Origin of the sequence: Bacillus sp. 007/AIA-02/001 (assembly GCF_004634455.1) — a bacterium.
GTDB classification, from domain to species: domain Bacteria; phylum Bacillota; class Bacilli; order Bacillales; family Bacillaceae_G; genus Bacillus_A; species Bacillus_A cereus.
In genome coordinates, this window is the sequence record NZ_SEIY01000030.1 from 1 (window position 1) to 24,718 (window position 24,718).

Here is a 24,718-nt window from a genome sequence, read left to right on the forward strand (position 1 = left end):
TTGCATGTATTAGGCACGCCGCCAGCGTTCATCCTGAGCCAGGATCAAACTCTCCAATAAAGTTAGTTTGTCTAGCATCTAAAATAAAAATTGACGTTTCACGTTGTTTGTTTCGTTCAGTTTTCAAAGAACTACTTAGTCGCTCATTCGCGACTTCCTTATGTTAACATCTTCATTTTTCAATGTCAACTAAGTTTTTTAATTTCTTTTTTGTCGTTTTCTGCGTTTCCGCATCAGCGACGGTTATTAATATATCATGCAGTATATACAGGGTCAATACTTTTTATAAAAAAATTTCACATCCCGTTAAAAACTTAAAAACCGCTGTAAAAATCCTTATAGCGTCCATTCATTCTTCATGGTCCCCCTCCTATTCATTTCATATCTTATCCCTTTATCAATTTACAAGAGAGTGAAAATTCTAAATTGTATGTTATATTATTAGTATAGGAGCGTGGTGAGAATGAGCATTAAGTATTCAAACAAAATCAATAAAATCCGGACCTTTGCATTAAGTTTAGTATTTATCGGCCTCTTCATTGCATACTTAGGTGTCTTTTTCCGCGAAAACATTATTATTATGACAACGTTTATGATGGTTGGCTTTTTAGCTGTTATCGCTAGCACTGTCGTTTACTTTTGGATTGGCATGTTATCTACTAAGACTATCCAAATTATTTGCCCAAGCTGTGATAAGCCAACCAAAATGCTCGGCCGTGTCGATGCATGTATGCACTGCAATCAACCTTTAACACTAGATCGAGATCTAGAAGGAAAAGAATTTGATGAAAAGTATAATAAGAAGAGTTATAAATCATAAGTATCAAGGGAAATACGAATTTGCAACACTACAAACGTTTCAACTCATTAAAAAGTTGATTTCTTAAAAAATCAACTTTTTAATTGTTTTATTAAATTTATTACACCTATTTTTTCGAAATAACAGTAAACATCCCTGTCATATTAGGCGAATAATCTTTAAAATCATATTTTTCGTAGAATGATGTTTTACCTTGCGACGCAAACAAACCAATGAATGCTTTATCTGGAGCATTCTGATTTAAGTATTCTACTAAAGTATTCATTATTTTCTTTCCAATACCATTCTTTTGATACTCTGGATGAACCACTATATCTTGAATATAGAAATAGATAGCCCCATCACCAACAATTCTCCCCATGCCGATGATTTGATTATTATCCTTGACTGTTATACAGTAAATCGAATTTTGAAGTGATATTTCCGCCACCTCAAAGTTCATATAGTTAGTCCATCCCACAGAATCACATAAATATTTATATTCTTCCAATGTTAGAATGTTATTTTTAATCTCATATTTCTTCAAAATGTCCCCTCCCAGAATTCATTTCCACCAATACAAAGTAAATTCGACAAACTTTTATCTAACCCTCCTTACTAACTTAGCACTGTAAATCCCGATTAACCTCACGCTAATCCTTATATAATAAAGAAAGAGGCTGACGTATAGCCGTCAGCCTCTTTCTTTATTATATATTACGCCTTATGACACTCTGGACAAACGCCATAAATTTCTAAGCGATGACTATTGATAACGAAGCCTGTCGTTTTCGCAGCTTCCTCTTCCAGCTTTTCCAAGCCTCCATAAGGAAAATCAACAATCTTACCACATTTTTCGCAAATCACATGATAATGTTGACTTGTAACATAATCAAATCTACTTGAAGCGTCTCCATAAGTTAATTCCTTTACAAGTCCAACCTCTTTAAACACACGTAAGTTATTATAGACAGTTGCAACACTCATATTTGGAAACTTACCTTCTAATGCTTTATAAATATCATCCGCTGTTGGGTGCGTCATTGATTCCACAAGGTACTCTAAAATAGCATGACGCTGTGGAGTAATGCGTACACCCGTATTTTTCAGCATTTCTAGCGCTTCTTTTAATTCTTCTTTGACCACCGTCATGCACCCCGATTCTATACGGATTATTATTTTATAATTCTTATAAAGAGTGTACTCCTTTTCTTATAAATCGTCAATATTTCTACTATAAGTATGTAGTTTATTTTTATATTCAGGACTTGTTTTTATGTATCTTTCCCTTTTTTCTTCATATATTCCATAGAAAAAAGTGCGACATAATCGCACTTGGAATACTATCATCTGAGGAGGTATGCCCTACACTTCCACTTTATGTAAGGCAGTAAAATATGTATAGACACTTGCCTTGTTTCTGCATATTTTATCTCCAATGTAGATTTATTTTATATAAGAAAGAACATCCTCAATATGTCCTTTCACTTTCACTTTACGCCACTCTTTTACAAGTTCACCGTCTTTATTAATAAGGAATGTAGAACGCTCGATTCCCATATACTCTTTCCCAAAGTTCTTTTTTAACTTCCAAACATCGTATAACTCTGCTACTTTATGATCTTCATCTACTAAAAGTATAAATGGCAATTCATGTTTCTCAATGAATTTCAAATGTCTATTCGCTGAATCAGGACTTACTCCAAGAATAACCGTATCCTTCTCTTGAAATACTCCATACGCATCACGAAAATCACATGCTTCAGTTGTACATCCTGGCGTCATATCTTTCGGATAAAAATAGAGAACTACATTTTTACCGCGGAAATCAGCTAGGCAAACTTCTTCTCCGTTACTTCCCTCTAATGTGAATTCTGGTGCCATTTCTCCTACTGTAATCATATTTATCACTCCTACTCTTTTCCTTTACTATAACAAATGCTTCCTTATTTTTCATTGTCTATTACAGACCTCATCACAAAAGCAAAAGGGAGTGTATATCCAATTAGCGCTTCTGCGATTGCAATCCATCGCCCAATTCCAATCGGAGATATGTCACCATATCCAACAGACAATAAAGTAACTGCGCTAAAATATAAACAAACTTCGACGAGTTGAAAAGAATGAGCGTTCAAACTTTCTCCATCCTCTTTCAAAACTGCGAAACCCATTTCCTCTAATACAACGTAACTTAATCCAAATGCGATTAGTACTGTTGTATAGATTAAAAATAATGTGGCCAAATTATAGAGCGAAAAAAAACGCGTTGAATCTGAATAGGAACTCCATAATAATTGGACACTTTTCAAAATAGCGATTGCTGCAATTAATAGAATAAATCCCCATAACATGTCCTCCACCTCATTTTATATGTATGAGGTGGAGAACTGATTTATCCCTTAGAAACGAACAAGCTTCTATAATTAATTACCCGCGCCACGATACCTTTTTACCCCTTGATTCCAGAGGGTGATTGCAATCGTAAAACAGATAATACCAACAATTGGCGTCGCAAACGCATAACTATTCCATTCTGTTTTTCTTAAAAAGTATGCTGCTGGATATACTCCAACAAACGCAAACGGTAAAACGAACGTTAAAATGAAACGAATTACACGATTATAAATATTAACAGGATAGCGCCCGTAATTACCTATGTTATACATAAGAGGCATAATTGAGCTTTTCGCATCCGACCAAAAACCAAGGCTCGCCAACGTAACAAATATCCCTCCATATACAAGTGCTCCTCCTCCTACCATCAATATAAATAAGAAGAAATCATACCAGTAAAAAGATAATTGTAACTCCACAGCTGCATATCCCATTACAACAATCCCTGTAATAGCTCCAATTAAAGATTCAAGTTCCATTCTTTCTAATATAATTTGAAATAGGCTATGGATCGGTCGCGTTAATACACGATCCATCTCCCCTTTAATAATGTATCGATCATTAAAATCCCATATATTAAAGAAAGCTGAAAAGATGGCAAATGGTACTAAAAAGAAACCATAAATAAAGATTACCTCTTCTCGACTCCATCCCTTCAATGCTTGTGTATGCCCAAATACAACGAGAATAAATATTAAATTAACTGCTTGAAGCGATAAATCAGAAAGTAAACCAACGATAAAATCACCTCGATACTCCAATTTTGTTTTTATATATTGACTTGCATATTGTAAAAATAAGTTTATATATAGCATCTCATCATCCCCCTTGTACAATTAGACGTTTTCTCGCCGTTCTCCACATGATTACAATTGGAATAATAAGTACAATCGCCCAAATCACTTGAAATACTAAAGCCTCATACAACTTACTCCCCTGTATACCTTCAGAAAAAATCATACTTGGAATATAACTAATAGCCTGAAACGGTAAAAACATCATTGCTTTTTGGGCCCATAACGGATAAAAACTAATTGGTAATAATAGACCTGAAAATAAATCAATAACAACGCGTTTTGCATACATAATTCCACTATTATTAAATAGGAAAAACGTAAGCATTCCCGTCATTAAATTAATTTGTGTATTAATAATAAAGCTAAATATTAAAGATAAGAAGAAATATAACCAAGTTTGAAAATTCGTTGTAATTTGCAACGAAAATATTAACGTAACGATAACCATGCCTGGAATGGAAAAGAAGGCAAAACGGAATATTCCCTCGCCAAGACCTTGCATAACTTTCATTCCCAAATAGTTATACGGACGAATTAATTCTACAGCCACACGTCCTTCTTGAATCTCCATCGCAATTTCCCTATCTATATTATTAAAATAGAAGGCACGTGCCATCCACGCGATTGCGATATACGTGGTCATTTGCGAAATAGATAAACTTTCAATATTCTCTTTTCCGCTATAAATTGCTTGCCATAAAAAATAGTAAGCACCGATATTAATCGTATAAATTAAAATCCCGCTATAGTAATTTGTACGATACGCAAGCATCATTAAAAAGCGAATTCGAATCATTTCAATATACTTACCCATGCGTAATACCTTCTTCATAAATGTTACGAATAATTTCCTCTGTAGACACTTCGTTAATTTTTAAATCTTTAATTTGAAATGCTTGTACTACTTTAGAAATAAGCATTGAAATAATAACTTCTTCATTCGGAATTTTTGCAACCCATGCATTTTCCTCTTTCGCTTTCGACCAAACGACATGATTATCTGGCATAACCATTGATAAAGCCTGATAGGAAACTGGTGCAACAAACTGAAAGTGAATTTCCTTCTCTGCTCCCCACTGCGTACGAAGATTACTTAAAGAACCGTCATACATAATATTCCCTTCATCCAGCATGATAACGCGCTCACATAAAGCTTCAATATCAGTAATATCGTGTGTTGTTAATAAAATTGTTGTTTTATAACGTTCATTCATTTCTTTTAAAAATTCACGTATTTTCAATTTCACAAGTACATCTAACCCAATTGTTGGCTCATCTAAAAATAATAACGGTGGATTATGAATTAAGGCTGCCGCTAATTCACAACGCATCCTTTGACCAAGAGATAATTTTCGAACTGGTTTATCTAATAAAGGCCCTATATCTAACGTTTCAATTACGTGCTCCATATGCTCCTTATACTGAGCGTCTGATACACCGTACACTTTCTTTAATAAACGAAACGATTCTTGTACTGCAATATCCCACCAAAGTTGCGAACGCTGTCCAAAAACAACACCAATTGTTCTTACAAATTCTTCTCTTTGTTTATGTGGGTTCATTCCATTTACTGTGATTTGCCCTGATGTCGGAGTTAAAATCCCCGTAAGCATTTTAATTGTTGTTGATTTACCAGCACCGTTCTCACCGATATAACCAACCATTTCACCTTGCTTTACAGTAAAAGATACATCATTTACTGCTGGTACTATTTTATAATTACGATTTAATAAATCGCGAAATGCACCCTTTAAGCCCGGACGACTTGAATAGGCTGTAAACTCTTTACGTAACCCTTGTACCTCAATTACCGATTTCATAATCGGACCCCCCTCCTAAATGTCACAACGAATAGTTTACCCAACTGCCTGCGCTATCACAAACAATACGTCTTTTCGAAAAACATGTTAGAATAATACATAGATTTTTGTAAGGAGATGAATTGTAGTGAAATTCACAAAGTCAGAAGCATTACATAAAGAAGCTTTAGAGCATATCGTGGGCGGTGTTAATAGTCCTTCTCGTTCTTTTAAAGCAGTTGGCGGCGGCGCTCCTGTTGCTATGGAACGTGGGAAAGGCGCTTATTTCTGGGATGTAGACGGAAATAAATATATCGATTATTTAGCAGCATACGGTCCTATTATTACTGGACATGCTCATCCGCATATAACAAAAGCAATTACAACAGCTGCTGAAAATGGGGTACTTTATGGAACACCAACAGCGCTAGAGGTAAAATTCGCAAAAATGTTAAAAGAAGCAATGCCTGCATTAGATAAAGTCCGTTTCGTAAACTCTGGTACAGAAGCAGTGATGACAACGATTCGTGTTGCTCGTGCTTATACAGGTCGCACAAAAATCATGAAATTCGCTGGTTGTTACCACGGTCATTCTGATTTAGTACTTGTGGCAGCTGGATCTGGTCCTTCTACTTTAGGAACTCCTGACTCAGCTGGCGTACCACAAAGTATTGCACAAGAAGTTATTACTGTTCCATTTAATAATGTAGAAACTTTAAAAGAGGCTTTAGATAAATGGGGTCATGAAGTAGCAGCTATCCTTGTAGAACCGATCGTTGGAAACTTCGGTATTGTAGAGCCTAAACCAGGATTCCTTGAAAAAGTGAATGAACTTGTTCACGAAGCTGGCGCATTAGTAATTTATGATGAAGTTATTACTGCTTTCCGCTTTATGTACGGTGGTGCTCAAGACTTACTTGGTGTGACACCTGACTTAACAGCGCTTGGTAAAGTTATTGGCGGCGGCTTACCAATCGGTGCTTACGGTGGTAAGAAAGAAATTATGGAACAAGTTGCTCCGCTTGGACCTGCATACCAAGCTGGTACAATGGCAGGAAACCCTGCTTCTATGGCATCAGGTATCGCTTGTCTAGAAGTGCTTCAACAAGAAGGGCTTTATGAGAAATTAGATGAACTTGGTGCAATGCTTGAAAAAGGAATTTTAGAACAAGCAGCGAAACATAATATCGACATTACATTAAACCGTCTAAAAGGGGCTTTAACTGTATACTTCACAACAAATACAATTGAAGATTACGATGCCGCACAAGATACAGACGGTGAAATGTTCGGTAAATTCTTCAAGCTTATGCTTCAAGAAGGAATTAACTTAGCACCTTCTAAATACGAGGCATGGTTCTTAACTACAGAACATACAAAAGAAGATATTGAATATACAATCGAAGCTGTCGGCAGAGCATTTGCTGCCCTAGCAGACAATAAATAATCCCGTCATTAAAAGGAAAAAAGAAAGCTCACCTTTCTTTTTTCCTTTTTTCTATTTCATAAATTCCGTATTAATAGTATAATTATTCATAATTATCTGTTTTATACTCTTTTACAGCATTACTATCTCTGTGTACAAGGTGATTCGCACCTTAAATAGTAAGATTATTCTAACTTTTACAAGAGGGGGGATTGACGGATGCTCAATAAAAAAAATACATGGACACCGTCTTTATTTCGAGATTATAGAAATGCAGAACATGATGCGTGTGGAATCGTTTCCGTTATGGAGAAACGAAAAATTGCTACAAAAGAAAACATTGACCTTTGCATACAATCACTCGTCAAAATGAATCATAGAGCTGGTTTCATTAATGGTGAGGGCGATGGCATCGGCATTCACATTGATATACCAAAAACGCTTTGGAATGAAAAACTAAAAAGTAGCGGATATAATCCAACGATTGTGGATCATCCCCACTTTATCGTTGGACATTTTTTTCTAAATAAAAAAGAAGACATTACTGCCTTAAAAGATTATATTCGTACGCAATTAAACAACAAAAACTTTACTATCATTTTCGAAAGTGATGATGTAACAAACTCAGATGCACTCGGTCCACTTGGTAAACAAGAAGAACCTTTATTTTGGCAAGTTGCCCTTATCGCAGAAAACGAAATTACAAATATTGAGCAAACATTATTTTCTGTCACAATAAAAATAGAGGAAAACGAAGCAATTCATGTTGCTTCATTAAGTCGTAATCATGTTGTATATAAAGTTCTAGGTGCTGGTGATACGCTTGTTGCCTACTATAATGATTTACAACATCCGCTTATCGCTTCAACTATGACATTAGGACATAACCGCTACTCTACTAATACATTATCTAATTTTTTTCGTGTACAACCATTTAGCATTCTCGGACATAATGGTGAAATTAACACAATTGCGAAATTACGCGATCAAGCTGAAATGATTGATGTACCACTTACTGCAGGAGGCAGTGACTCTCAAGATTTAAACCGCACCTTAGAAACCCTACTTGTTCAATACAACTACAGCTTATTTGAAGCAATGGAAATTCTATTCCCACCAATTATTAATGAAATTAAACTTTATGAAACACCTTTACAAGATTTATATACGTATATACGTGAAGCGTGGGGACATTTTGCCCAAGGACCAGCTGGCATCATTTCCCGTTTTAAAGATGAAGCTGTTTTCAGCGTTGATTCCCTTGGATTACGCCCAGTATGGAAAGTAGAGACAGAGAGCTCTTATATTTTCTCTTCTGAACCTGGAGTTGTATCACCAACTAAATATGTAGCAGAACCAAAACCACTCGCTCCTGGAGAAAAAGTCGGATTAAAATGGAATGAACAAGATGAACTTGTTCTTTATGAATATGACAAATATCAAATCCAAGTATATAACCGTTTTAAAAAGCGAATTGATACTACCAATTACCATTTAAATTTATCTATCCCTGAAACGAAAAAAATCCAAGGGCTATGTGATTCTGTTCAAGTTGAAACGAAACAATACGTCGCTTTCGGATGGGACCGAGAACATATTCAACTCCTTGAACAGATGGCAACAAAAGGCGTTGAGCCAATACGCTCACTTGGGCATGACTCACCACTTGCCGCACTTGATACTGATAGACGAAATATCGCTGACTTCATTAAAGAAAGTGTAGCTGTTGTTACAAACCCTGCAATTGACCGTGACCGTGAAATTGAACACTTCTCTACACGTACTGTACTTGGAGAGCGTCCAAGTTTATTAAGCGGCGCAAAACGGCCATTTGTAGTTGAAATGCTTTCACCAATTATTTTAGAAGGCAGCGTGGCACAACCTATTGCAGAGGAATTACACACAATTACGTACGAACAACTCATAGAGCTATTTAAAACTCATAACTCTATCGCCACAATCTCTGCTACATTCAGCTCGTCAGAAACTCTACAATGTGCATTAAGCCGCATTAGTTCTGAAGCGATAGCTGCTGTTAACAATGGTGCTTCCCTACTAGTATTAGATGACGTAAAAGCCCATCTAAATGAAAGATTGTGGATTGATCCACATTTAGTTACTGCTAAAGTACATCAAGCATTAAGTGAAAATAAATTACGCCGCAATTGTTCTCTCGTTATACGTTCTGGTGCCCTTCGCTCCTTACATGACATTGTCACGCTATATGGATTAGGAGCAGATAGTATTAATCCATATTTATTATTCGCGACTGTAAATGATGGAACAAAAACACCAATTACGAATCTGTATAATGCACTTAATAAAGGATTAGAAAAAGTCATTTCAACAATTGGAATTCATGAGTTACGTGGTTACGGACGTCTCTATTCATCTATTGGGTTACATGAAGAAATCGCAAATATATTACAGATTACAAATTTCTTCGGTTCAAATGATTTAGCTTTTTCACTTGAATCACTTGCTGAAGATGCAAAAATGCGAGCGGATGATTATAACAATCCTAAAATTAGAATGCGAAAATCATTTCATATATTCCCGCGAATTTGGAAAGCAATCGGCGATGTTGCAAAAGGAAATTCTTATGATGATTACCGTGACAAGTTAAGTGAACTAGAAGAGAATAATCCCATCGCAATCAGACACCTTGTTCAAACGAAACAAACAAAACATGTCGTTCCAACTGAAGAAGTATCTATCGGCATTAAAAATCATGATTTTCCATTTATTATTAGTTCTATGTCATTTGGTTCTCAAAACGAAATTGCCTTTCGCGCATATGCAGAAGCGGCCGATCAGCTAAATATGATTAGCTTGAACGGTGAAGGCGGCGAAATTAAAGATATGATTGGAAAATATCCACATACACGTGGACAACAAGTGGCATCTGGGCGATTTGGAGTAAATGCCGAACTACTAAACTCATCGAACTTAATTGAAATCAAAATCGGTCAAGGCGCAAAGCCTGGGGAAGGTGGGCATTTACCTGGTTCAAAAGTAACAGCCAAAATCGCTGAAGCACGTAATGCGACAATTGGCTCAGATTTAATTTCACCTTCTAATAACCATGATATTTATTCAATTGAAGATTTAGCTCAAATGATTACGGAAATTAAAACAGCTAATCAACTTGCCAAAGTAGCCGTGAAAGTCCCTGTCGTTCCTAATATCGGAACAATTGCTGTCGGTATCGCCAAAGCTGGTGCTGATTTTATTAACATTAGCGGATTCGATGGCGGAACAGGTGCTGCACGTATTCACGCCTTGCAACATGTAGGTCTTCCTGTAGAAATTGGTGTTAAAGCCGCTCACAACGCTTTATTAGAAGCGAGCATGAGACATAAAGTAGAGATTTGGGCAGATGGTGGTATTCGAAGTGTAAATGATGCCTTGAAAATCATGCTTCTCGGAGCAAACCGTATTGGATTTGGCACACTATCAATGATTGCAATCGGCTGCACTACTTGCCGTGGGTGTCATCTAGATACTTGCCATGTCGGAATTGCAACACAAATCGAGTCTGAAGCACAAGCAAAGGAACATGGGTTACGCCGCTTCGTCCCACGCGAATTAGAAAGCGCAGTTACTGGCCTGCTAAATTTATTCACCTCTTTCGGTATAGAACTAAAACGATTAACAGGACAGCTTGGGTATACAAATTCACAAGCAATTGTTGGGCGTTCTGATTTATTAGAGCAAGTTCGAGGCGAAAATTTATTAAACTTACGTAATTTATTACAAATAATAGAACATCCATCTGTTACAACAACAGATGGTGTACCAGAAAAACAATTTAAGACAGTTCATTCCGCTGACTCAAAAGAATTAGTAGGCGTTGGTGTAGAGCAACGCGTTATGGGTGGTCTAGAATCATGTTATCGCGTTCGCAGTAAACTATATGAAGCTACTCAACTTGAACCACTTACATTAAAGTATACGAATGGTTCTATTCCCGGAAATGGGTTAGGCGCTTACAATAGTGAAAATTTATTTATACACGTAAATGGCGGCGCACAAGATGGCATTGGTAAAACTTCCTTTGGTGGTGGGATTTATATAACGAAATCAAAAGGAAAAGACGGAGTATATTATAACGGTTCTGTCGGAAAAGGATTTGGATATGGTGCACAAAAAGGGGCACTATACGTGCAAGGGAACGCTGATGCTCGCGCTGGCATTCGCCTTTCTGGGGCAGACATGATAATTGGAGGTAGAATAACAAAACCACTCCGTGAAAAAGAGCAAGGAAATATAGGGTCATACTCCAATATTAAAGGTTTTGCTTTTGAATATATGACAAATGGGCGAGCGCTTGTTTTAGGTGACCCTGGTCCATGGATTTGCGCTGGCATGACTGGCGGTGTTGTTTATTTGCGTCATGATTCAAACTTAGGCCTAACAGAACAGGCCTTAAAAAGAAGAATTGCAAAAGGCGCAAATGTTACATTACAACCAATTAGTAAAAATGGTTTGAAAGATGTAACTGAATTATTGCTAGACTATATTCGTGTACTAAACGAACATGAGCAATATGAGGAAGTTGCTTTATTAACAGCATTATTAGATGATATACAGAACCAGTTTTTTGAGATTATCCCGAAAAAAGAACAGGCAGACCCATCTATCTCAACAGAGTAAAATGAGTAATTTTCATTATTAAGAAAAAATTGACGAAGTACGCTTCTCATAGTAATCTATAGTAACAATTTGAGACCTGCTGAAATTCAGCAGGTTTTTTTACTAAAAACTGATGTTTAAAAGGAATTAGGAAAAATTATAAAGTGAAACTTTAATTAGCCTACACCAATCGAGCGTTTACCGGCATCTAGCTTCTAATTTTTGAGGCAGGAATCTTACTACTCACAATTAGCGGGATAAAATGAACACTAATTTCTTTTAACGTCACTAAAATATCACTTGCTAACATATTGTAATGAATGTATAGTATCATGTTGTACATTCATTATGACAAGAGAAAGGATCTTATTAAGGGTATGAAACTTGGTGCTCGCATTTTAAAAACGGGTATTGCCATCACGTTAGCTTTATTTGCTTGTATTTTACTTCAATTACCGAGTCCGGTATTTGCGGGAATTTCAGCTATCTTTGCTGTTCAACCGTCTGTATACCGTTCTTATTTAACAGCACTTGAACAAATTCAAGCAAATGTAATTGGTGCGATATTTGCTATCGCATTTGCTACTGCTTTTGGACATAATCCTTTTATTATTGGATTAACATGTATATTAGTAATTGCTCTTACATTACAATTACGATTAGAAAACACAATATCAATTGCTTTAGTAACAGTTATCGCCATTATGGAGTATCAAGGCGAAGATTTCTTTAGTTTTGCCTTACTTCGATTTGCGACGATTATGATTGGTATTATTGCGGCTTCACTTGTAAATTTAGTATTTATGCCGCCAAAATATGAAACAAAACTTTATCATCGTATCGTTGATAATACAGAAGAAATTGTAAAATGGATTCGAATGAATAGCAGGCAGGCTTCTGATTTTACAACGCTAAAAACTGATATTGATCGTATGAAAGAAAAAATGATTAAACTAAATCATTACTATTTGCTGTATAAAGAAGAAAGAAGCTATACGAAAAAAGTAAAGTTCGCAAAAATTCGTAAGCTCGTTTTATTCAGACAAATGTTAGCGACAACAAGCCGTGCTTTAAGTACGTTAAAATCATTACACCGTACTGAAAATGAACTGCGCTATATGCCGGAAGAATTTCAGGAATCTATCCAAAATGAACTTGACTCATTAACGCATTATCATGAACAAGTTTTATTAAAATTTATTGGTAAAGCAAAAAAACAACAATCAGTTGAAATGCTTGATGAAGTTGAAACAGGTAAACAAGAATTAATTGATATCTTTATGGAATATCAAAATAAGGACGATGAAGAAGCATATAAAACATGGTTACATCTCTTCCCTCTTATTTCTTCCATCATTAACTATAGCGAAGAAGTAGAGCATTTAGATTTGCTTGTAGATAGCTTCTACACATATCATAAACCAGAAAAAGAACTCCAAATCGATGATAAAAAAGAAGACGAATAAAAAAACAGCTCCTTTTATGGTAAAGGAGCTGTTTCTGTTATATGTTGAAGTTGATATAAATTGTAATAAAATCCTCTTTTTCGCATTAACTCTTCATGAGAACCAGTCTCTTTAATCTCACCGTCTTCAATGTAAATAATCGTATCAACATGCGTAATCGTCGCTAATCGATGTGCGATTATAATCGTTGTCCGGTCAGCAGCTAACGTCTGAAGCGCCTCTTGAATATACCTTTCATTTTCTAAATCTAATGCTGAAGTTGCTTCATCTAATATAAGTACCGACGGATTCTTTAGAAACACTCGTGCAATTGCCACGCGTTGTCTTTGCCCGCCTGATAGCTTCACACCACGTTCTCCAACGACAGTATTATAACCATCTGGTAAGTCTATAATAAAATCATGAATTTGCGCAGCTTTGGCAGCTGCAATCACTTCTTTCTCTGTAGCTTTCGGATTTCCATATAAAATATTAGCTCCAATTGTATCGCTAAACAATAAATTATCCTGCAGTACAATTCCAATATGACTACGCAAATTTCTCATATTGTACTTTCTTACATCTATGCCATCTACATAAACCGCGCCTTCAGAAACATCATAGAAACGCGGGATCAAACTAGCAAGAGATGACTTTCCTCCCCCACTCGCTCCTACAAGCGCTACTTTCTCTCCAGGCTGCATAGTTAATGACAAGTTGTGTAATATCTCTTTTTCATCTGCATTATAACGAAAAGAAACATTGTCAAATACAATTTCTCCATTTAATTTTTTCGTTTGTACCGCATTTGGTACATTAACAATATCGTATTTTTCATCTAACAGTTCAAACACACGGTCCATCGATGCAAAAGATTGTGTTAATGTTGTAGATGAATTAACAAGGCGGCGAAGCGGACTATATAAACTATCCATATATCCAACAAAAGCTACCATCGTTCCTAGCGTTAACTGCCCTTGAATTACTTCATATGCTGCAAAACCAATCACAAGTAACGGACCTAAATCGGTTAACGTATTTACTGCCGAAAATGTTCTTGCCGTCCAACTTGTATGGGTTAATGCTTTCGTTAAAAATTCATTATTTCTTTTTTCAAACTGCTTCCCCTCATACTCTTCTAACGCAAAGCTACGTGTCACTTGCATTCCTTGAATACGTTCATGCAAATACCCTTGCATCGTCGCTAACGCTTGTGAACGCTCTTTCGTCAATTTCCGAAGACGTCCGAAAAAATATTTCACTGCAATTACATAAATAGGTAAAATCAATAACGCAACAAATGTTAATTTTATATTCATAGAAAACATAACAATGATAGCAATAGCAATTGTTGCAGTATCTAACCAGACGTTCATCAAACCAGTAATTACAAAATCCTTCGTTTGTTCTACATCATGGATGACACGCGAAATAATCTCCCCTGTTTTTGTATTGGAGTAATAACGTAAACTTAACTTTTGTAAGTGACCGAAAATATGCTTCCGCAAATCATACAGTATTGTATTTGCGATACGTTGGGCGAAATATTGACGATAATATTCAATCGGTGGTCTTAATACCGCAAAAATAAAAAAAGCAATTCCAATCGCTGTTATTAATTGAGATGTTTTATCTTGAAGCGAGCCCGCGCCTTGAATTACATCATCGATAATATACTTTAATAACCACGGCATAATAAGTGGGATACCGAACTTAACTAGTCCAATAATAATTGTAATAGCAATAAGCCATCGATATGGTTTAACAAATTGTAAATATCTTTTTATGCCTTGCACATAATCCCCCCTCTAATAGGACAAACCTGCCGGGAAGCCCCCTGCAGGTTTGTTTTAATTTCTGTACATTAAATATCGTTCATACCACATATCTACGAAGTCTGGTGCAAATGGACCTTTTCTTTGATGAATCCACTGTGTTAAATGTGCTACATTTCGTTTTAAAATTGTATCAATAACAGGTGGATACTGCATAATTTGACTATGTTTTTCATACTCATCTTCATCTAGAAGCGTATATGTCATATCTGGATATACTTTAATATCTAAATCATAATCAATATACTTTAATGCTTCAGGATCATACGCAAAAGGTGAGCTTAAATTACAATAATAATATACGCCATCTTCCCTAAGCATCCCAATCACATTAAACCAATAGTTGGCATGAAAATAACAAATTGCTGGTTCACGAGTAATCCATGTTCGGCCATCCGATTCTGTAACTACTGTACGATCATTCGCTCCGATTACAAGACTCTGTGTCCCTTTTAAAATTGTTGTTTCTTCCCACATTCTATGAATGGAGCCATTATGTTTATAACTATGTATTTGTACTTTTTCTCCTTCTTTGGGAAATCCCATATATGCTCCCTTCTTTCAACTGCAAATGCCCTTTGAACGGCATTCACTTTTTTTCTATTATAACTTTTTTGTCGAAATTTTAAAACTAAAGGGATAAGACTCTATTTTTCAAATTGAATATGCAGGAGGTTTATCGTTGAATACTATGCCCCAACTCTTCTTAAGAGATAGGGATTGTACTGCATTATTTATAAGCGAGGACATGTAATAGAAAAAGCCCTTCTCTATTTCCATACAAAGAAGGACTTTTCACCTGAAGATAACAATATATCTTACCCTAAATTTGAAATCATTTTTTCAGTTGCAAAAGATTGAATTACACTATTCGTTTGTTCTTCAAATTTCTCATGTAACATCTTCAACGCTACTTCTGTTCTATATATTTCCTGACGGATAAAATGCAGTTCTTTTTTATCGCACGTATCTTTTTCATTCATTTCGATTTGTTGATACTTCTCTAGATGTGCTTGTAACTTTAACAACTCATCCATCGTTTCTAATTGCTCCCCTACCAACTTATCAAAATCGTTCATTACTTACCCCCTTTTGGACTTATTCATCAGTTATTATTCCTAATTACATAATTCTAATTGTTAACTTCCTTCTCCTTTGACTACATTTGTTGACTTATTAGAAGTTATGTCGTTCGCTTTCTTTTCATTACAACGATCCACGCAAAAAGAAAACACTTCTCCCGAATTAGAGAAGTGTTTTTCTTTCATTACTGATTTGAGCTAGAAGATTGTGATTGTTTTGCAGCTGACTTAGCATTTTGTTTTTTCACAGAATGCACGTCTGTTTCAGTTGCAAATTCTGTACCATAACTAGCGTTTGCACTTTGTGCACCAGAAGCTTGTGCTTTCTTTGCTTCTGATTGTGCGTTTGCTTGTTTTACAGCTTGTACATCTGTTTCAGTTGAAAACTCTGTACCATAACTAGCATTTGTACTTTGAATGCTAGCACCAGAAGTTGCTTTGTTATAACCTTGTTGTTTTTTACTCATCTTTCTCACCTCCACAATCAATAATGTAACCAATTCACTTAGAAGCTATCCGTAATTTTCTTTTTTAAAATTTCCGCATATAACTTTTGTTACTCATTCAAACTATAGAAAATGGAGGTGTAAATATGTATATAGGACGCGATATGACTGAACTAACGATGATTTCAAAAAATGAATGGAAAGAAGATGAATTAGCTTATTTTCATCACTCACTACAACAGGTTCTGCCTTATTTAAATGTAGAAGGGCAAAGTATTTACAAAGAAATTGTAGTAGAAATCGAATCAAGAGGCGGCTTACAAGAAGGTGAAGCTAGTTGGACTCATGGGACAAAAATTTCTTACGATTAAAAAAGTGTTCCCTAGATTGGGAACACTTTTTTTGTTTATTGCATTGTAATTTTCTCCACACAATTTTCATAAATAGTACGGTGTGATTTTGAGAAAGGTAATTGCTCAAATACCTCTTTTGATACAAATTTTAATGTATCTGTATCAACAATATTACCGGTTATTTTTCCGTAAAATACAAATATATCCCAAGTACGATGTGTAAACGTATGTTGTACATTCATTGCGTATTCATCAATAGAAACCTCGAGCTCAAATTTTTCTTTCATATAATCTATAAGCTGTTCCTTCTGATTTCGAATACCTTCTCCAAGTTCCACATTCGGAAACTCCCACATATTAGCTAACAAACCTGTACTTGGACGTTTATTAATAACGTAACGACCGTCTTCAGTTTGAAGTACACCTGCAACAATAGGTACCATTTTAGGAGCTTTCGCTTTACTTTTTACTGGTAATTCTTTTTGAACACCTTCAGCATATCCTCTGCAATGTTCACGTACAGGACAAAGTAAGCATGCTGGATTTTTCGGAATACAAATTAGTGCACCTAATTCCATCAATCCCTGATTAAAATAAGATGGGTTTTCTACTGAAATAATTTCACGCACAATCTCTTCAAAAACTTTTCGAGTCTTTGGTTTTGCAATATCATCCCATACTGATAAAATACGAGATAATACACGCATAACATTTCCATCAACTGCCGGCTCTGGTATACCATATGCGATACTTAAAATAGCACCTTTTGTATATGGTCCCACTCCTTTTAACTTTTCAATTTTCTTTACATCACTTGGTACAACTCCGCCGTATACTTCTTTTACCTCTTTTACTGCCGCATGTAAATTACGTGCTCTAGAATAATATCCTAAACCTTCCCATGCTTTTAATACTTCTTCATCATCTGCGTTCGCTAACGCTTCAAGTGTAGGAAACTTCCCCATAAAATTTGCGTAATATGGTTTTACAGCTTCTACTCTTGTTTGCTGTAACATAATTTCAGAAACCCAAACGCGGTATGGATCTTTATTCTTTCTCCATGGTAAGTCGCGCTGTTCTTCTTCAAACCAACCAATTAAATCATTTTGAAACTGCTCTATATTAAAATTGTTTAGTATTTCAAGTGTCAAACTTGATCCCCCTCATTTTTTTGCATATAAGTACTATTATAAAGATTTTAGGAAAAAATTTAAGTAAGATGATACAGGAAATAGAAGGCAAAGGACTTGAGGTATCGAATAAAAAGAGTTACATTAATAAAAAACGGAGGTGGATTTCTATGGACACAGCCACTCACCTTGTTATGGGTATCACTTTAGGTAGCTTAGCAACATTAGATCCAGCCATAGCACAAAGTGATATTGGCCCCCAAGCTGTTATGCTTGCTACAATTGCTGGTTCCAACATTCCTGACATTGACACAGTTTTAAAATTGCGTAATAACGCTAAATATATAAGAAATCATCGTGGGATTACTCATTCTATTCCTGCGGTAATTCTTTGGTCATTCCTTATAAGTGGCATCTCTTTCGCCTTCTTTTCAGACGCTCCATATCTTCATCTACTGCTTTGGTCATTTATTGCTGTCTTCCTTCACGTCTTTGTAGATATTTTCAATGCCTATGGTACACAAGCATTACGGCCTTTCACAAAAAAATGGGTCGCACTCGGCGTGATTAATACATTCGATACCGTAATTTTCTTTATCCATATACTTGCAATTGCTTGCATGCTCGTCGGTTCTCATAAGGGATATACAGCTTTAGCGGCATATATATTAATGATTGTTTACTATATCGGACGGATTATGATGCACAGAAATATAAGAAGCGTTGTACACAAACGTTTCAAAAATGTCGAAAAGATTATCATTTCTCCTTCTTACCGATTTTACCATTACCATTTAGCAATCGTTACGGCTGATTATTACTACGTTGCGAGATGGCACCGTGGTAACATCATGATATATGATAAGTTCGATCGGGTACCGTTCCCAGACAATAATATTATGCGAGCAGCTAAACAAGATGAAAACATCTCGGCCTTTCTATCTTTCTCTCCTGTATATCGCTGGGATATTTTTGATCATGACCATTATTATGAAGTACGATTCATTGATTTACGATATCGAAGTAAAGATTATTATCCATTTGTTGCAATCGTTCAGCTCGACCACAATTTAAATATTATTAGTTCCTATACAGGATGGATCTTTAGTGAAGAAAAGCTTCGAAAAAAACTGGAATTACTTCCACATTAAAAAAAGCGACTTAAGTCGCTTTTTTTAATGTTTCAAATGATCTTCTTGATTAATTAAATGACTATACTTCGGATTATTTGTACGCATTTCATGAAGGCGTACACCATGATTATTAATCCATGATCGTACCACTTGTTCTGTCATTTCATCGCCTTGATAACGACCTGATTTTGCATAAGTTGTTTGAAAATCTTCCCATAGTAACTCAACCCACGCACGAGCTTGTGCGTAAGAAAGCTTGTCATTCTTGTCTAATAATTCTTTCGTTAATGTTTCATAAATATCATTCATATTATAATCTCCTTTTACCTATTTATCCCTTCATTTCTAAAGGATAGTTTCTTCAATTTTGCACATTCTATAATTGATACTTCTTAAAGAGGTATCAACCGATAATGAGGAGGGCGTTCGTAATGGGTAAACAAGCCGAATTTTGGTCTGAGTCAAAAAACAACAGCAAAATCGACGGTCAACCGAAAGCGAAATCACGCTTCGCTTCGAAACGACCTAACGGCACAATTAACACGCACCCACAAGAACGTATGCGTGCTGCAAATCAGCAGGAAGAGTAATACAAATTAAATTAACTTCCTACACGAGGTGATAAAGATGAGCTACCGTGATCGCTTAGATAGTCGTTCTGAATTATTTAACCATACGTGGACTCGTCCAAAACATGCGAAAGCGCAAGTTAACGGACAGACGCAACAAACCCAGTCTCTCATTATATTGGCAAATGAATGTAAAAAACGCCAATTTTAGAATCTCCTATCTCCTTTAACGCCTACCAAAGATGAAAACCAGAGAGATATATACTCTCTGGTTTTTATTTTTCTTGCAATAAGGAAATTGGTATGCCAATCTCTTCATTATCATTTTGCTTATATCCCCAAGCAAATACCCCATTGAAATACGTAATTTTAAATAATACACCAGGTTCTTCTACTAATTCATATGTTTCACCAATACGGAATTTGTTTATATCCGTCATATAAGCACGAGCCATTGCCATTTTTCTCATTAATACATCAAATTCATTGACAATCCCAAGCTGCTCAGCTTTTACTGCTTGCTCCTTCAAAGCGCCAATTTCTTCCCTTAGCTCATGCGGTGTCATTTCACTGTAGCGTTTTGGCATATTCATCTTATTCTCCTCATTCCTCTTCGCGTTTCATTTGCAAAAATATCTCGATTTCATCAATAGAGAATCCTTTTCGATATAACGCTTGTTTCATCTTGTTTTCAAATGTCCATCCATCATGCTTCTTATATTTCTCATAATATTTATTCCCATGATAGTGTAACGCTTCTTGTTGCTTTTCGTCATCTTTTTCGTCTTTCAATTCTTCCAAACAAATTTGAATTACTTCTCTAGAATATCCTTTTCGAACAAGCATCTCATCTAACTTTAGTTTCATTTGTAAAAAAGAATGTTTTTGATAAGATTTTTTCTTCTTCTCTATGAGAAACAAGGCATTCTCAATTTGCTTTTCCTTCGGATATTCTTGTAAACTATGTGTAATAATTAAATCCTGAACACCTTTATTTAATAACTCTCTTTTAATAACAGTTGGACCTTTTCGATTCACATTACTTTGCGTTCGCGTATATAAAACAGCATACTCTTTATCATTAATATATCGGTCATGTAATAATTTCGAAACGACTTCAGAGATGATGGCCTGTCCCACTTCTTTTTTTCGTAAAAAATCTTCTATTTCTTGTTTTGTTCTCATTTGATAGGATAAATAGGAGATTGCTTGTAAATATGCTTTTTGTACTTCTTCATTGTACAAAATATTTCCTAACTCGATTTCATCGATTTCTAATCCTTTTTGTAATCCATGTTTTATTAAGATTACTTGATCCACACTAAATCCGTACTCTTCGCCTTGACCTTTATCAATATAAATATTAAATCGTTCTTTCGATCGTTTTTGTACTTCTATTTTTGTAATGACAGCCATACTCTCACCTCTCTATTATTTTAACATAGTCGAGGAACATTTTTTCTTTTCAAGAATATATATAATGAGGAGGAAATACTTGTGAAAATCGCAATTTCTGGTGGTACAGGCTTTATCGGTAAATCCCTTTCTACTTTTTTTATTCAAAAAGGATATACTGTTTACATTCTCACACGAAAAAAAACTACTGAAACTTCCGATCCTAACCTTCAGTATGTTCAATGGACACCAGATTTACAAACCTTCCCCCTCTCTTCTATTGATGTAGTTATTAATCTAGCCGGAGAGTCTATTAATAGTAGATGGACAAAGCAACAAAAGAAAGCCATTTTAAACAGTAGAATTCAAACAACAAAAGGACTCATTAAACAATTGCAGGGACTCCATACAAAGCCACACACATTTATTAACGCAAGTGCTATTGGATACTATGGAACGTCTGAAATAGAGTCTTTTACAGAACAGCATGAGACTCCTGGAAATGACTTTTTAGCAAATACAGTATATTCATGGGAACAAGAAGCATCTAAAGCACGTTCTCTCGGAATACGAACAATCTACGCAAGATTTGGAGTTGTATTAGGTGCAAATGAAGGAGCTCTTCCAAAAATGCTACTTCCCTATCAATTCTATATCGGCGGCACCATTGGTTCTGGGAAGCAATGGTTATCATGGATTCATATAGACGATGTCGTTCGTATGATGGATTTCATTATACACAAAAAAGAAATTGATGGTCCTCTTAATATGACAGCACCAACACCTATAAGAATGAAGGAATTTGGAGAAACCATTGCAACTATAATGAAAAAGCCTCATTGGTTGCCTGTACCTTCTTTTATCATTCAAACTTTATTAGGTGAAATGAGCATACTTGTACTAGAAGGGCAACGTGTATTACCCATTAAAGCAATTGAACATGGATACCAATACACATTTCCAGAAATAGACCATGCATTACAAAATATACTTTCGCATACAATGTAGTACTTCTAAAACACAATTTTACATGGGCTCTTTCAAAACTTTCATTTTCTAGGATCCGAAGCATTACCATACAAATAACCTTTCAGTTACTTTCCCTTAACTTCCATTAGCATTATAAAGTAACAGAAATGAGGTACCTATGAAAATATTGCTCAAACAAGCCATTGTATACCCTATTACATCTCAAAAGTTTCAAGGAGATGTACTCGTTACAGGAGAGCGAATTACCGAGGTCAAACCTTTTATTCCACCTACTCAAGATATGACCGTTATAGATGCACGAGCACTCCATCTCTTACCTGGCTTTATTGATGTCCATACTCACCTTGGTCTCTATGATGAAGGTACTGGTTGGGCTGGAAATGATGCCAATGAAACATCTGAAGTTTCAACACCACATATTCGTTCTTTAGATGGAATCCATCCTTTCGATATTGCCTTTCAAGACGCTGTACAAAACGGAATTACAACCGTTCACGTTATGCCTGGCAGTCAAAATATTATCGGGGGTACTACTTGTGTAATAAAAACAGCTGGAACTTGTATTGATCATATGATTATTCAAGAACCTGCTGGTTTAAAGATTGCCTTTGGAGAAAATCCTAAAAAAGTCCATAGTAATGGAACAAAAGAATCCATTACACGTATGGGGATTATGGGGTTACTTCGGGAATCATTCTATGAAGCACAACACTACGGGCACGAAGCTGATTTTCGAATGCTTCCTATTTTAAAAGCATTACGTCGGGAAATACCCGTACGTATCCACGCTCACCGAGCAGATGATATTAGTTCTGCTCTACGCTTTGCAACAGAATTCAATCTCGATTTACGCATTGAACATTGCACAGAAGGACACTTTATTGTTGAAGAACTTTCAAAACACAATTTGAAGGTTTCAGTTGGTCCCACTCTGACACGCCGTTCTAAAATCGAACTAAAAAATAAAACATGGGATACTTACCATATATTATCAAAAAATGGTGTGGAAGTTTCTATCACAACAGATCATCCTTATACACCCATTCAATATTTAAATGTTTGCGCTGCTGTTGCAGTAAGAGAAGGGTTAGACGAGAAAACAGCACTAGAAGGAATCACCATATTCCCAGCACGAAATTTGCGTTTAGAGGATAGAATTGGAAGCATCGAGGTTGGAAAAGACGCCGATCTCGTGCTATGGACTCATCATCCTTTCCATTATTTAGCCAAGCCTGTACTAACTATGATTGATGGAAAAATAATTTACAAAAAAAATAAAAAAAACTAGTTTATTTTTTTGACTAGATAAAGTATTATACGATTATAAACTGAATGAAACCATAATCAATTTGTGTCGTGATTATCATTTTCAAATTGATGAATGGGGAAGGCAAATGGTGCGCCACCAGCGTTAGAAACTGGTTCTAGTGGGTTCGATTCCCACCCCGAAATTTTTTAAAGATTGATATAAAAATTTCGAGGGTGGGGTGTTTTTTCGTCATGCTACCCTCGTGTGAGGAGGAGTTAGTATGTTGAAAAAACGCGACTTACACGACAGCCACGTTCTATACGAGTTAATGGTGGATCCAGCTGTCTTCCCTTTTGTGCGTCAAAAGGCTTATTCTTATGAAGAATATTTATTCTTAACGAAACAAACGATTGAAGCTGAAGAGCGTGGTGAATTAATTTCACGCACAATTTTAGATGAATGGGGTAACCCTATCGGAACAATTACTTTATTTGATGTGCAAGAAAAAGCTGGATTTCTCGGGACATGGCTTGGCAAACCATATCATGGAAAAGGCTATAACAAATTGGCAAAAGATTCATTTTTTAGTGAACTTTTCTATGAATTAGATATTGAAACAATTTTCATGCGTATTCGTAAAATAAATATTCGTTCTATTAAAGCTGCAGAAAAACTGCAATATGTGAATCTAGCAAACGAAACAAGAAAAGCCGTATATGATGAAATTAACGCAAACGAAGAAGTGTATAACTTATATGAAATTCCAAAAGATCAATACACACTTGCTACAATGCGAGATACAACCTTCCAAGATGCTCATCAATTAAAAGAAGCGTAATCTAAATTTTCTGAAATGATAATCAATCGTTAACATTTTCCATATGCGTATATCCCCTCATGTCTTTGGAAACGATAAATAGTAACTTTAAGACACGAGGTGATTTGTAATGGATAAAAAGAAACGTGATAAAGCAAAAAACACATTATCTAGTACACAAGAAGTTCTCTATCAACGCGAATTTCAAAAAGCAGATCGTGCAGCAGGATATCGCTCGAAAAGCATTTAAAGTGAAAATGAATAATTAGAAGTTTCCCCCCTAATTATTCATTTTCATTACATAATTTTCTCGACTGATAGAAGTAAGCAAAAAAGCCCCTTATACATGAAGTGCACCCCAATTGTTAGACACATAATTAACAATTGGAGGTGCATTTTTTATGGCTAAATTTTCTTCAAAAGA

Annotated in this window: 27 protein-coding genes and 1 rRNA gene; 12 read left to right on the forward strand and 16 right to left on the reverse strand. The window is 35.7% G+C overall.

Features of this window, described 5'->3' with window-relative positions; all coding sequences use genetic code 11:
* Window positions 1-60, reverse strand: a 16S ribosomal RNA gene (locus tag ES895_RS28115); the annotation flags it as partial.
* A gap of 403 nt (window positions 61-463) precedes the next feature.
* On the opposite strand from ES895_RS28115, the gene ES895_RS28120 reads away from it, so the two are divergent.
* Window positions 464-820, forward strand: a complete 357-nt coding sequence (locus ES895_RS28120; protein WP_000025058.1) for a YgzB family protein — start codon at window positions 464-466, stop codon at window positions 818-820.
* Window positions 821-926: 106 nt separating this feature from the next.
* Here the strand turns inward: ES895_RS28120 and ES895_RS28125 are convergent, their stop codons facing one another.
* The 7 genes from ES895_RS28125 to ES895_RS28155 all read right to left on the reverse strand — a co-directional run bounded on the left by ES895_RS28125 (window position 927) and on the right by ES895_RS28155 (window position 5,810).
* Entirely contained in the window at window positions 927-1,346 is a 420-nt protein-coding gene (locus ES895_RS28125; RefSeq protein ID WP_135238839.1) for a GNAT family N-acetyltransferase, read from the reverse strand.
* 170 nt (window positions 1,347-1,516) lie between these two features.
* A complete protein-coding gene (gene perR / locus ES895_RS28130) occupies window positions 1,517-1,945 on the reverse strand; it encodes a peroxide-responsive transcriptional repressor PerR (RefSeq protein ID WP_000237829.1) in 429 nt (142 codons plus the stop codon).
* 300 nt (window positions 1,946-2,245) lie between these two features.
* Window positions 2,246-2,701, reverse strand: a complete 456-nt coding sequence (gene bcp / locus ES895_RS28135; protein WP_048568183.1) for a thioredoxin-dependent thiol peroxidase — start codon at window positions 2,699-2,701, stop codon at window positions 2,246-2,248.
* A 44-nt stretch (window positions 2,702-2,745) separates the two neighbouring features.
* Window positions 2,746-3,150, reverse strand: coding sequence for a potassium channel family protein (locus tag ES895_RS28140; RefSeq protein WP_000964343.1), 405 nt, complete (start codon window positions 3,148-3,150; stop codon window positions 2,746-2,748).
* A 72-nt stretch (window positions 3,151-3,222) separates the two neighbouring features.
* Window positions 3,223-4,008: an ABC transporter permease gene (locus ES895_RS28145; protein ID WP_000965772.1), complete on the reverse strand. Its 786-nt coding sequence runs from the start codon at window positions 4,006-4,008 to the stop codon at window positions 3,223-3,225.
* A 4-nt stretch (window positions 4,009-4,012) separates the two neighbouring features.
* Window positions 4,013-4,804 (reverse strand): ABC transporter permease, encoded by a 792-nt coding sequence (locus ES895_RS28150; protein ID WP_135238840.1) that lies wholly within the window; start codon window positions 4,802-4,804, stop codon window positions 4,013-4,015.
* A complete protein-coding gene (locus ES895_RS28155) occupies window positions 4,797-5,810 on the reverse strand; it encodes an ABC transporter ATP-binding protein (protein ID WP_000843658.1) in 1,014 nt (337 codons plus the stop codon). Before ES895_RS28155 ends, ES895_RS28150 begins: the two co-directional genes overlap by 8 nt.
* A 127-nt stretch (window positions 5,811-5,937) precedes the next feature.
* Here ES895_RS28155 and hemL point away from each other — a divergent pair, with 127 nt between their 5' ends.
* From hemL to ES895_RS28170, 3 genes are all read left to right on the forward strand, one after another.
* Complete coding sequence (gene hemL / locus ES895_RS28160; RefSeq protein ID WP_000673239.1) at window positions 5,938-7,236, forward strand: glutamate-1-semialdehyde-2,1-aminomutase; 1,299 nt, start codon at window positions 5,938-5,940, stop codon at window positions 7,234-7,236.
* A 198-nt stretch (window positions 7,237-7,434) separates the two neighbouring features.
* The gene (locus ES895_RS28165) at window positions 7,435-11,871 is read left to right on the forward strand and encodes a glutamate synthase-related protein (protein ID WP_135238841.1); all 4,437 of its coding nucleotides are present in this window, start codon (window positions 7,435-7,437) and stop codon (window positions 11,869-11,871) included.
* A gap of 356 nt (window positions 11,872-12,227) precedes the next feature.
* Entirely contained in the window at window positions 12,228-13,316 is a 1,089-nt protein-coding gene (locus tag ES895_RS28170; protein ID WP_000765787.1) for an aromatic acid exporter family protein, read from the forward strand.
* Between the two features lie 14 nt (window positions 13,317-13,330).
* Here the strand turns inward: ES895_RS28170 and ES895_RS28175 are convergent, their stop codons facing one another.
* From ES895_RS28175 to ES895_RS28190, 4 genes are all read right to left on the reverse strand, one after another.
* Window positions 13,331-15,091, reverse strand: coding sequence for an ABC transporter ATP-binding protein (locus ES895_RS28175; RefSeq protein ID WP_001161596.1), 1,761 nt, complete (start codon window positions 15,089-15,091; stop codon window positions 13,331-13,333).
* A gap of 54 nt (window positions 15,092-15,145) precedes the next feature.
* Window positions 15,146-15,676, reverse strand: a complete 531-nt coding sequence (gene ntdP, locus ES895_RS28180) for a nucleoside tri-diphosphate phosphatase (RefSeq protein ID WP_000506624.1) — start codon at window positions 15,674-15,676, stop codon at window positions 15,146-15,148.
* Between the two features lie 272 nt (window positions 15,677-15,948).
* The gene (locus ES895_RS28185) at window positions 15,949-16,209 is read right to left on the reverse strand and encodes a YgaB family protein (RefSeq protein WP_000997575.1); all 261 of its coding nucleotides are present in this window, start codon (window positions 16,207-16,209) and stop codon (window positions 15,949-15,951) included.
* 188 nt (window positions 16,210-16,397) lie between these two features.
* Window positions 16,398-16,679, reverse strand: coding sequence for a gamma-type small acid-soluble spore protein (locus ES895_RS28190; RefSeq protein WP_000039046.1), 282 nt, complete (start codon window positions 16,677-16,679; stop codon window positions 16,398-16,400).
* Between the two features lie 125 nt (window positions 16,680-16,804).
* Between ES895_RS28190 and ES895_RS28195 the strand changes: the two genes are divergently transcribed.
* A complete protein-coding gene (locus ES895_RS28195; protein WP_000275436.1) occupies window positions 16,805-17,029 on the forward strand; it encodes a hypothetical protein in 225 nt (74 codons plus the stop codon).
* 35 nt (window positions 17,030-17,064) lie between these two features.
* On the opposite strand, the gene mutY is transcribed toward ES895_RS28195, so the two are convergent.
* Window positions 17,065-18,162, reverse strand: coding sequence for an A/G-specific adenine glycosylase (gene mutY / locus ES895_RS28200; protein ID WP_000171394.1), 1,098 nt, complete (start codon window positions 18,160-18,162; stop codon window positions 17,065-17,067).
* A 149-nt stretch (window positions 18,163-18,311) separates the two neighbouring features.
* On the opposite strand from mutY, the gene ES895_RS28205 reads away from it, so the two are divergent.
* Entirely contained in the window at window positions 18,312-19,292 is a 981-nt protein-coding gene (locus tag ES895_RS28205) for a metal-dependent hydrolase (RefSeq protein ID WP_000379106.1), read from the forward strand.
* Window positions 19,293-19,316: 24 nt separating this feature from the next.
* Here the strand turns inward: ES895_RS28205 and ES895_RS28210 are convergent, their stop codons facing one another.
* Window positions 19,317-19,583: a YfhJ family protein gene (locus tag ES895_RS28210; protein ID WP_000998166.1), complete on the reverse strand. Its 267-nt coding sequence runs from the start codon at window positions 19,581-19,583 to the stop codon at window positions 19,317-19,319.
* A 122-nt stretch (window positions 19,584-19,705) separates the two neighbouring features.
* On the opposite strand from ES895_RS28210, the gene ES895_RS28215 reads away from it, so the two are divergent.
* A complete protein-coding gene (locus ES895_RS28215; protein ID WP_000517891.1) occupies window positions 19,706-19,864 on the forward strand; it encodes a small, acid-soluble spore protein K in 159 nt (52 codons plus the stop codon).
* A gap of 37 nt (window positions 19,865-19,901) precedes the next feature.
* Complete coding sequence (locus ES895_RS28220) at window positions 19,902-20,054, forward strand: YpzG family protein (protein WP_000122093.1); 153 nt, start codon at window positions 19,902-19,904, stop codon at window positions 20,052-20,054.
* A 64-nt stretch (window positions 20,055-20,118) separates the two neighbouring features.
* Here ES895_RS28220 and ES895_RS28225 read toward each other — a convergent pair whose 3' ends face one another.
* A complete protein-coding gene (locus ES895_RS28225) occupies window positions 20,119-20,436 on the reverse strand; it encodes a YfhH family protein (RefSeq protein ID WP_001057024.1) in 318 nt (105 codons plus the stop codon).
* Between the two features lie 10 nt (window positions 20,437-20,446).
* Window positions 20,447-21,259, reverse strand: a complete 813-nt coding sequence (gene recX / locus ES895_RS28230; protein WP_000268502.1) for a recombination regulator RecX — start codon at window positions 21,257-21,259, stop codon at window positions 20,447-20,449.
* A gap of 81 nt (window positions 21,260-21,340) precedes the next feature.
* Here recX and ES895_RS28235 point away from each other — a divergent pair, with 81 nt between their 5' ends.
* The 4 genes from ES895_RS28235 to ES895_RS28250 all read left to right on the forward strand — a co-directional run bounded on the left by ES895_RS28235 (window position 21,341) and on the right by ES895_RS28250 (window position 24,544).
* Window positions 21,341-22,246 (forward strand): TIGR01777 family oxidoreductase, encoded by a 906-nt coding sequence (locus ES895_RS28235; RefSeq protein WP_000684380.1) that lies wholly within the window; start codon window positions 21,341-21,343, stop codon window positions 22,244-22,246.
* 139 nt (window positions 22,247-22,385) lie between these two features.
* Window positions 22,386-23,516 (forward strand): amidohydrolase, encoded by a 1,131-nt coding sequence (locus ES895_RS28240; protein ID WP_000698314.1) that lies wholly within the window; start codon window positions 22,386-22,388, stop codon window positions 23,514-23,516.
* 241 nt (window positions 23,517-23,757) lie between these two features.
* Window positions 23,758-24,315 carry a GNAT family N-acetyltransferase gene (locus ES895_RS28245; protein WP_000914737.1) on the forward strand — a complete coding sequence of 186 codons (558 nt, stop codon included), beginning with the start codon at window positions 23,758-23,760 and terminating at the stop codon, window positions 24,313-24,315.
* A gap of 109 nt (window positions 24,316-24,424) precedes the next feature.
* Window positions 24,425-24,544 (forward strand): YfhE family protein, encoded by a 120-nt coding sequence (locus ES895_RS28250; RefSeq protein WP_000358482.1) that lies wholly within the window; start codon window positions 24,425-24,427, stop codon window positions 24,542-24,544.
* The last annotated feature ends 174 nt before the right edge of the window (window positions 24,545-24,718 follow it).

What these genes read in the sequence shown, in the direction of transcription:
- ntdP (WP_000506624.1), bottom strand. Translation starts at nt 15,676, where the DNA reads ATGGGATTTCCCAAAGAAGGAGAAAAAGTACAAATACATAGTTATAAA.
- ES895_RS28225 (WP_001057024.1), bottom strand. Translation starts at nt 20,436, where the DNA reads ATGAATATGCCAAAACGCTACAGTGAAATGACACCGCATGAGCTAAGG.
- ES895_RS28240 (WP_000698314.1), top strand. Translation starts at nt 22,386, where the DNA reads ATGAAAATATTGCTCAAACAAGCCATTGTATACCCTATTACATCTCAA.
- ES895_RS28220 (WP_000122093.1), top strand. Translation starts at nt 19,902, where the DNA reads ATGAGCTACCGTGATCGCTTAGATAGTCGTTCTGAATTATTTAACCAT.
- ES895_RS28165 (WP_135238841.1), top strand. Translation starts at nt 7,435, where the DNA reads ATGCTCAATAAAAAAAATACATGGACACCGTCTTTATTTCGAGATTAT.
- ES895_RS28140 (WP_000964343.1), bottom strand. Translation starts at nt 3,150, where the DNA reads ATGTTATGGGGATTTATTCTATTAATTGCAGCAATCGCTATTTTGAAA.
- ES895_RS28145 (WP_000965772.1), bottom strand. Translation starts at nt 4,008, where the DNA reads ATGCTATATATAAACTTATTTTTACAATATGCAAGTCAATATATAAAA.
- ES895_RS28215 (WP_000517891.1), top strand. Translation starts at nt 19,706, where the DNA reads ATGGGTAAACAAGCCGAATTTTGGTCTGAGTCAAAAAACAACAGCAAA.
- ES895_RS28185 (WP_000997575.1), bottom strand. Translation starts at nt 16,209, where the DNA reads ATGAACGATTTTGATAAGTTGGTAGGGGAGCAATTAGAAACGATGGAT.
- ES895_RS28245 (WP_000914737.1), top strand. Translation starts at nt 23,758, where the DNA reads ATGTTGAAAAAACGCGACTTACACGACAGCCACGTTCTATACGAGTTA.
- bcp (WP_048568183.1), bottom strand. Translation starts at nt 2,701, where the DNA reads ATGATTACAGTAGGAGAAATGGCACCAGAATTCACATTAGAGGGAAGT.
- ES895_RS28205 (WP_000379106.1), top strand. Translation starts at nt 18,312, where the DNA reads ATGGACACAGCCACTCACCTTGTTATGGGTATCACTTTAGGTAGCTTA.
- ES895_RS28150 (WP_135238840.1), bottom strand. Translation starts at nt 4,804, where the DNA reads ATGGGTAAGTATATTGAAATGATTCGAATTCGCTTTTTAATGATGCTT.
- ES895_RS28120 (WP_000025058.1), top strand. Translation starts at nt 464, where the DNA reads ATGAGCATTAAGTATTCAAACAAAATCAATAAAATCCGGACCTTTGCA.
- ES895_RS28250 (WP_000358482.1), top strand. Translation starts at nt 24,425, where the DNA reads ATGGATAAAAAGAAACGTGATAAAGCAAAAAACACATTATCTAGTACA.
- ES895_RS28195 (WP_000275436.1), top strand. Translation starts at nt 16,805, where the DNA reads ATGTATATAGGACGCGATATGACTGAACTAACGATGATTTCAAAAAAT.
- ES895_RS28190 (WP_000039046.1), bottom strand. Translation starts at nt 16,679, where the DNA reads ATGAGTAAAAAACAACAAGGTTATAACAAAGCAACTTCTGGTGCTAGC.
- recX (WP_000268502.1), bottom strand. Translation starts at nt 21,259, where the DNA reads ATGGCTGTCATTACAAAAATAGAAGTACAAAAACGATCGAAAGAACGA.
- ES895_RS28155 (WP_000843658.1), bottom strand. Translation starts at nt 5,810, where the DNA reads ATGAAATCGGTAATTGAGGTACAAGGGTTACGTAAAGAGTTTACAGCC.
- ES895_RS28170 (WP_000765787.1), top strand. Translation starts at nt 12,228, where the DNA reads ATGAAACTTGGTGCTCGCATTTTAAAAACGGGTATTGCCATCACGTTA.
- ES895_RS28210 (WP_000998166.1), bottom strand. Translation starts at nt 19,583, where the DNA reads ATGAATGATATTTATGAAACATTAACGAAAGAATTATTAGACAAGAAT.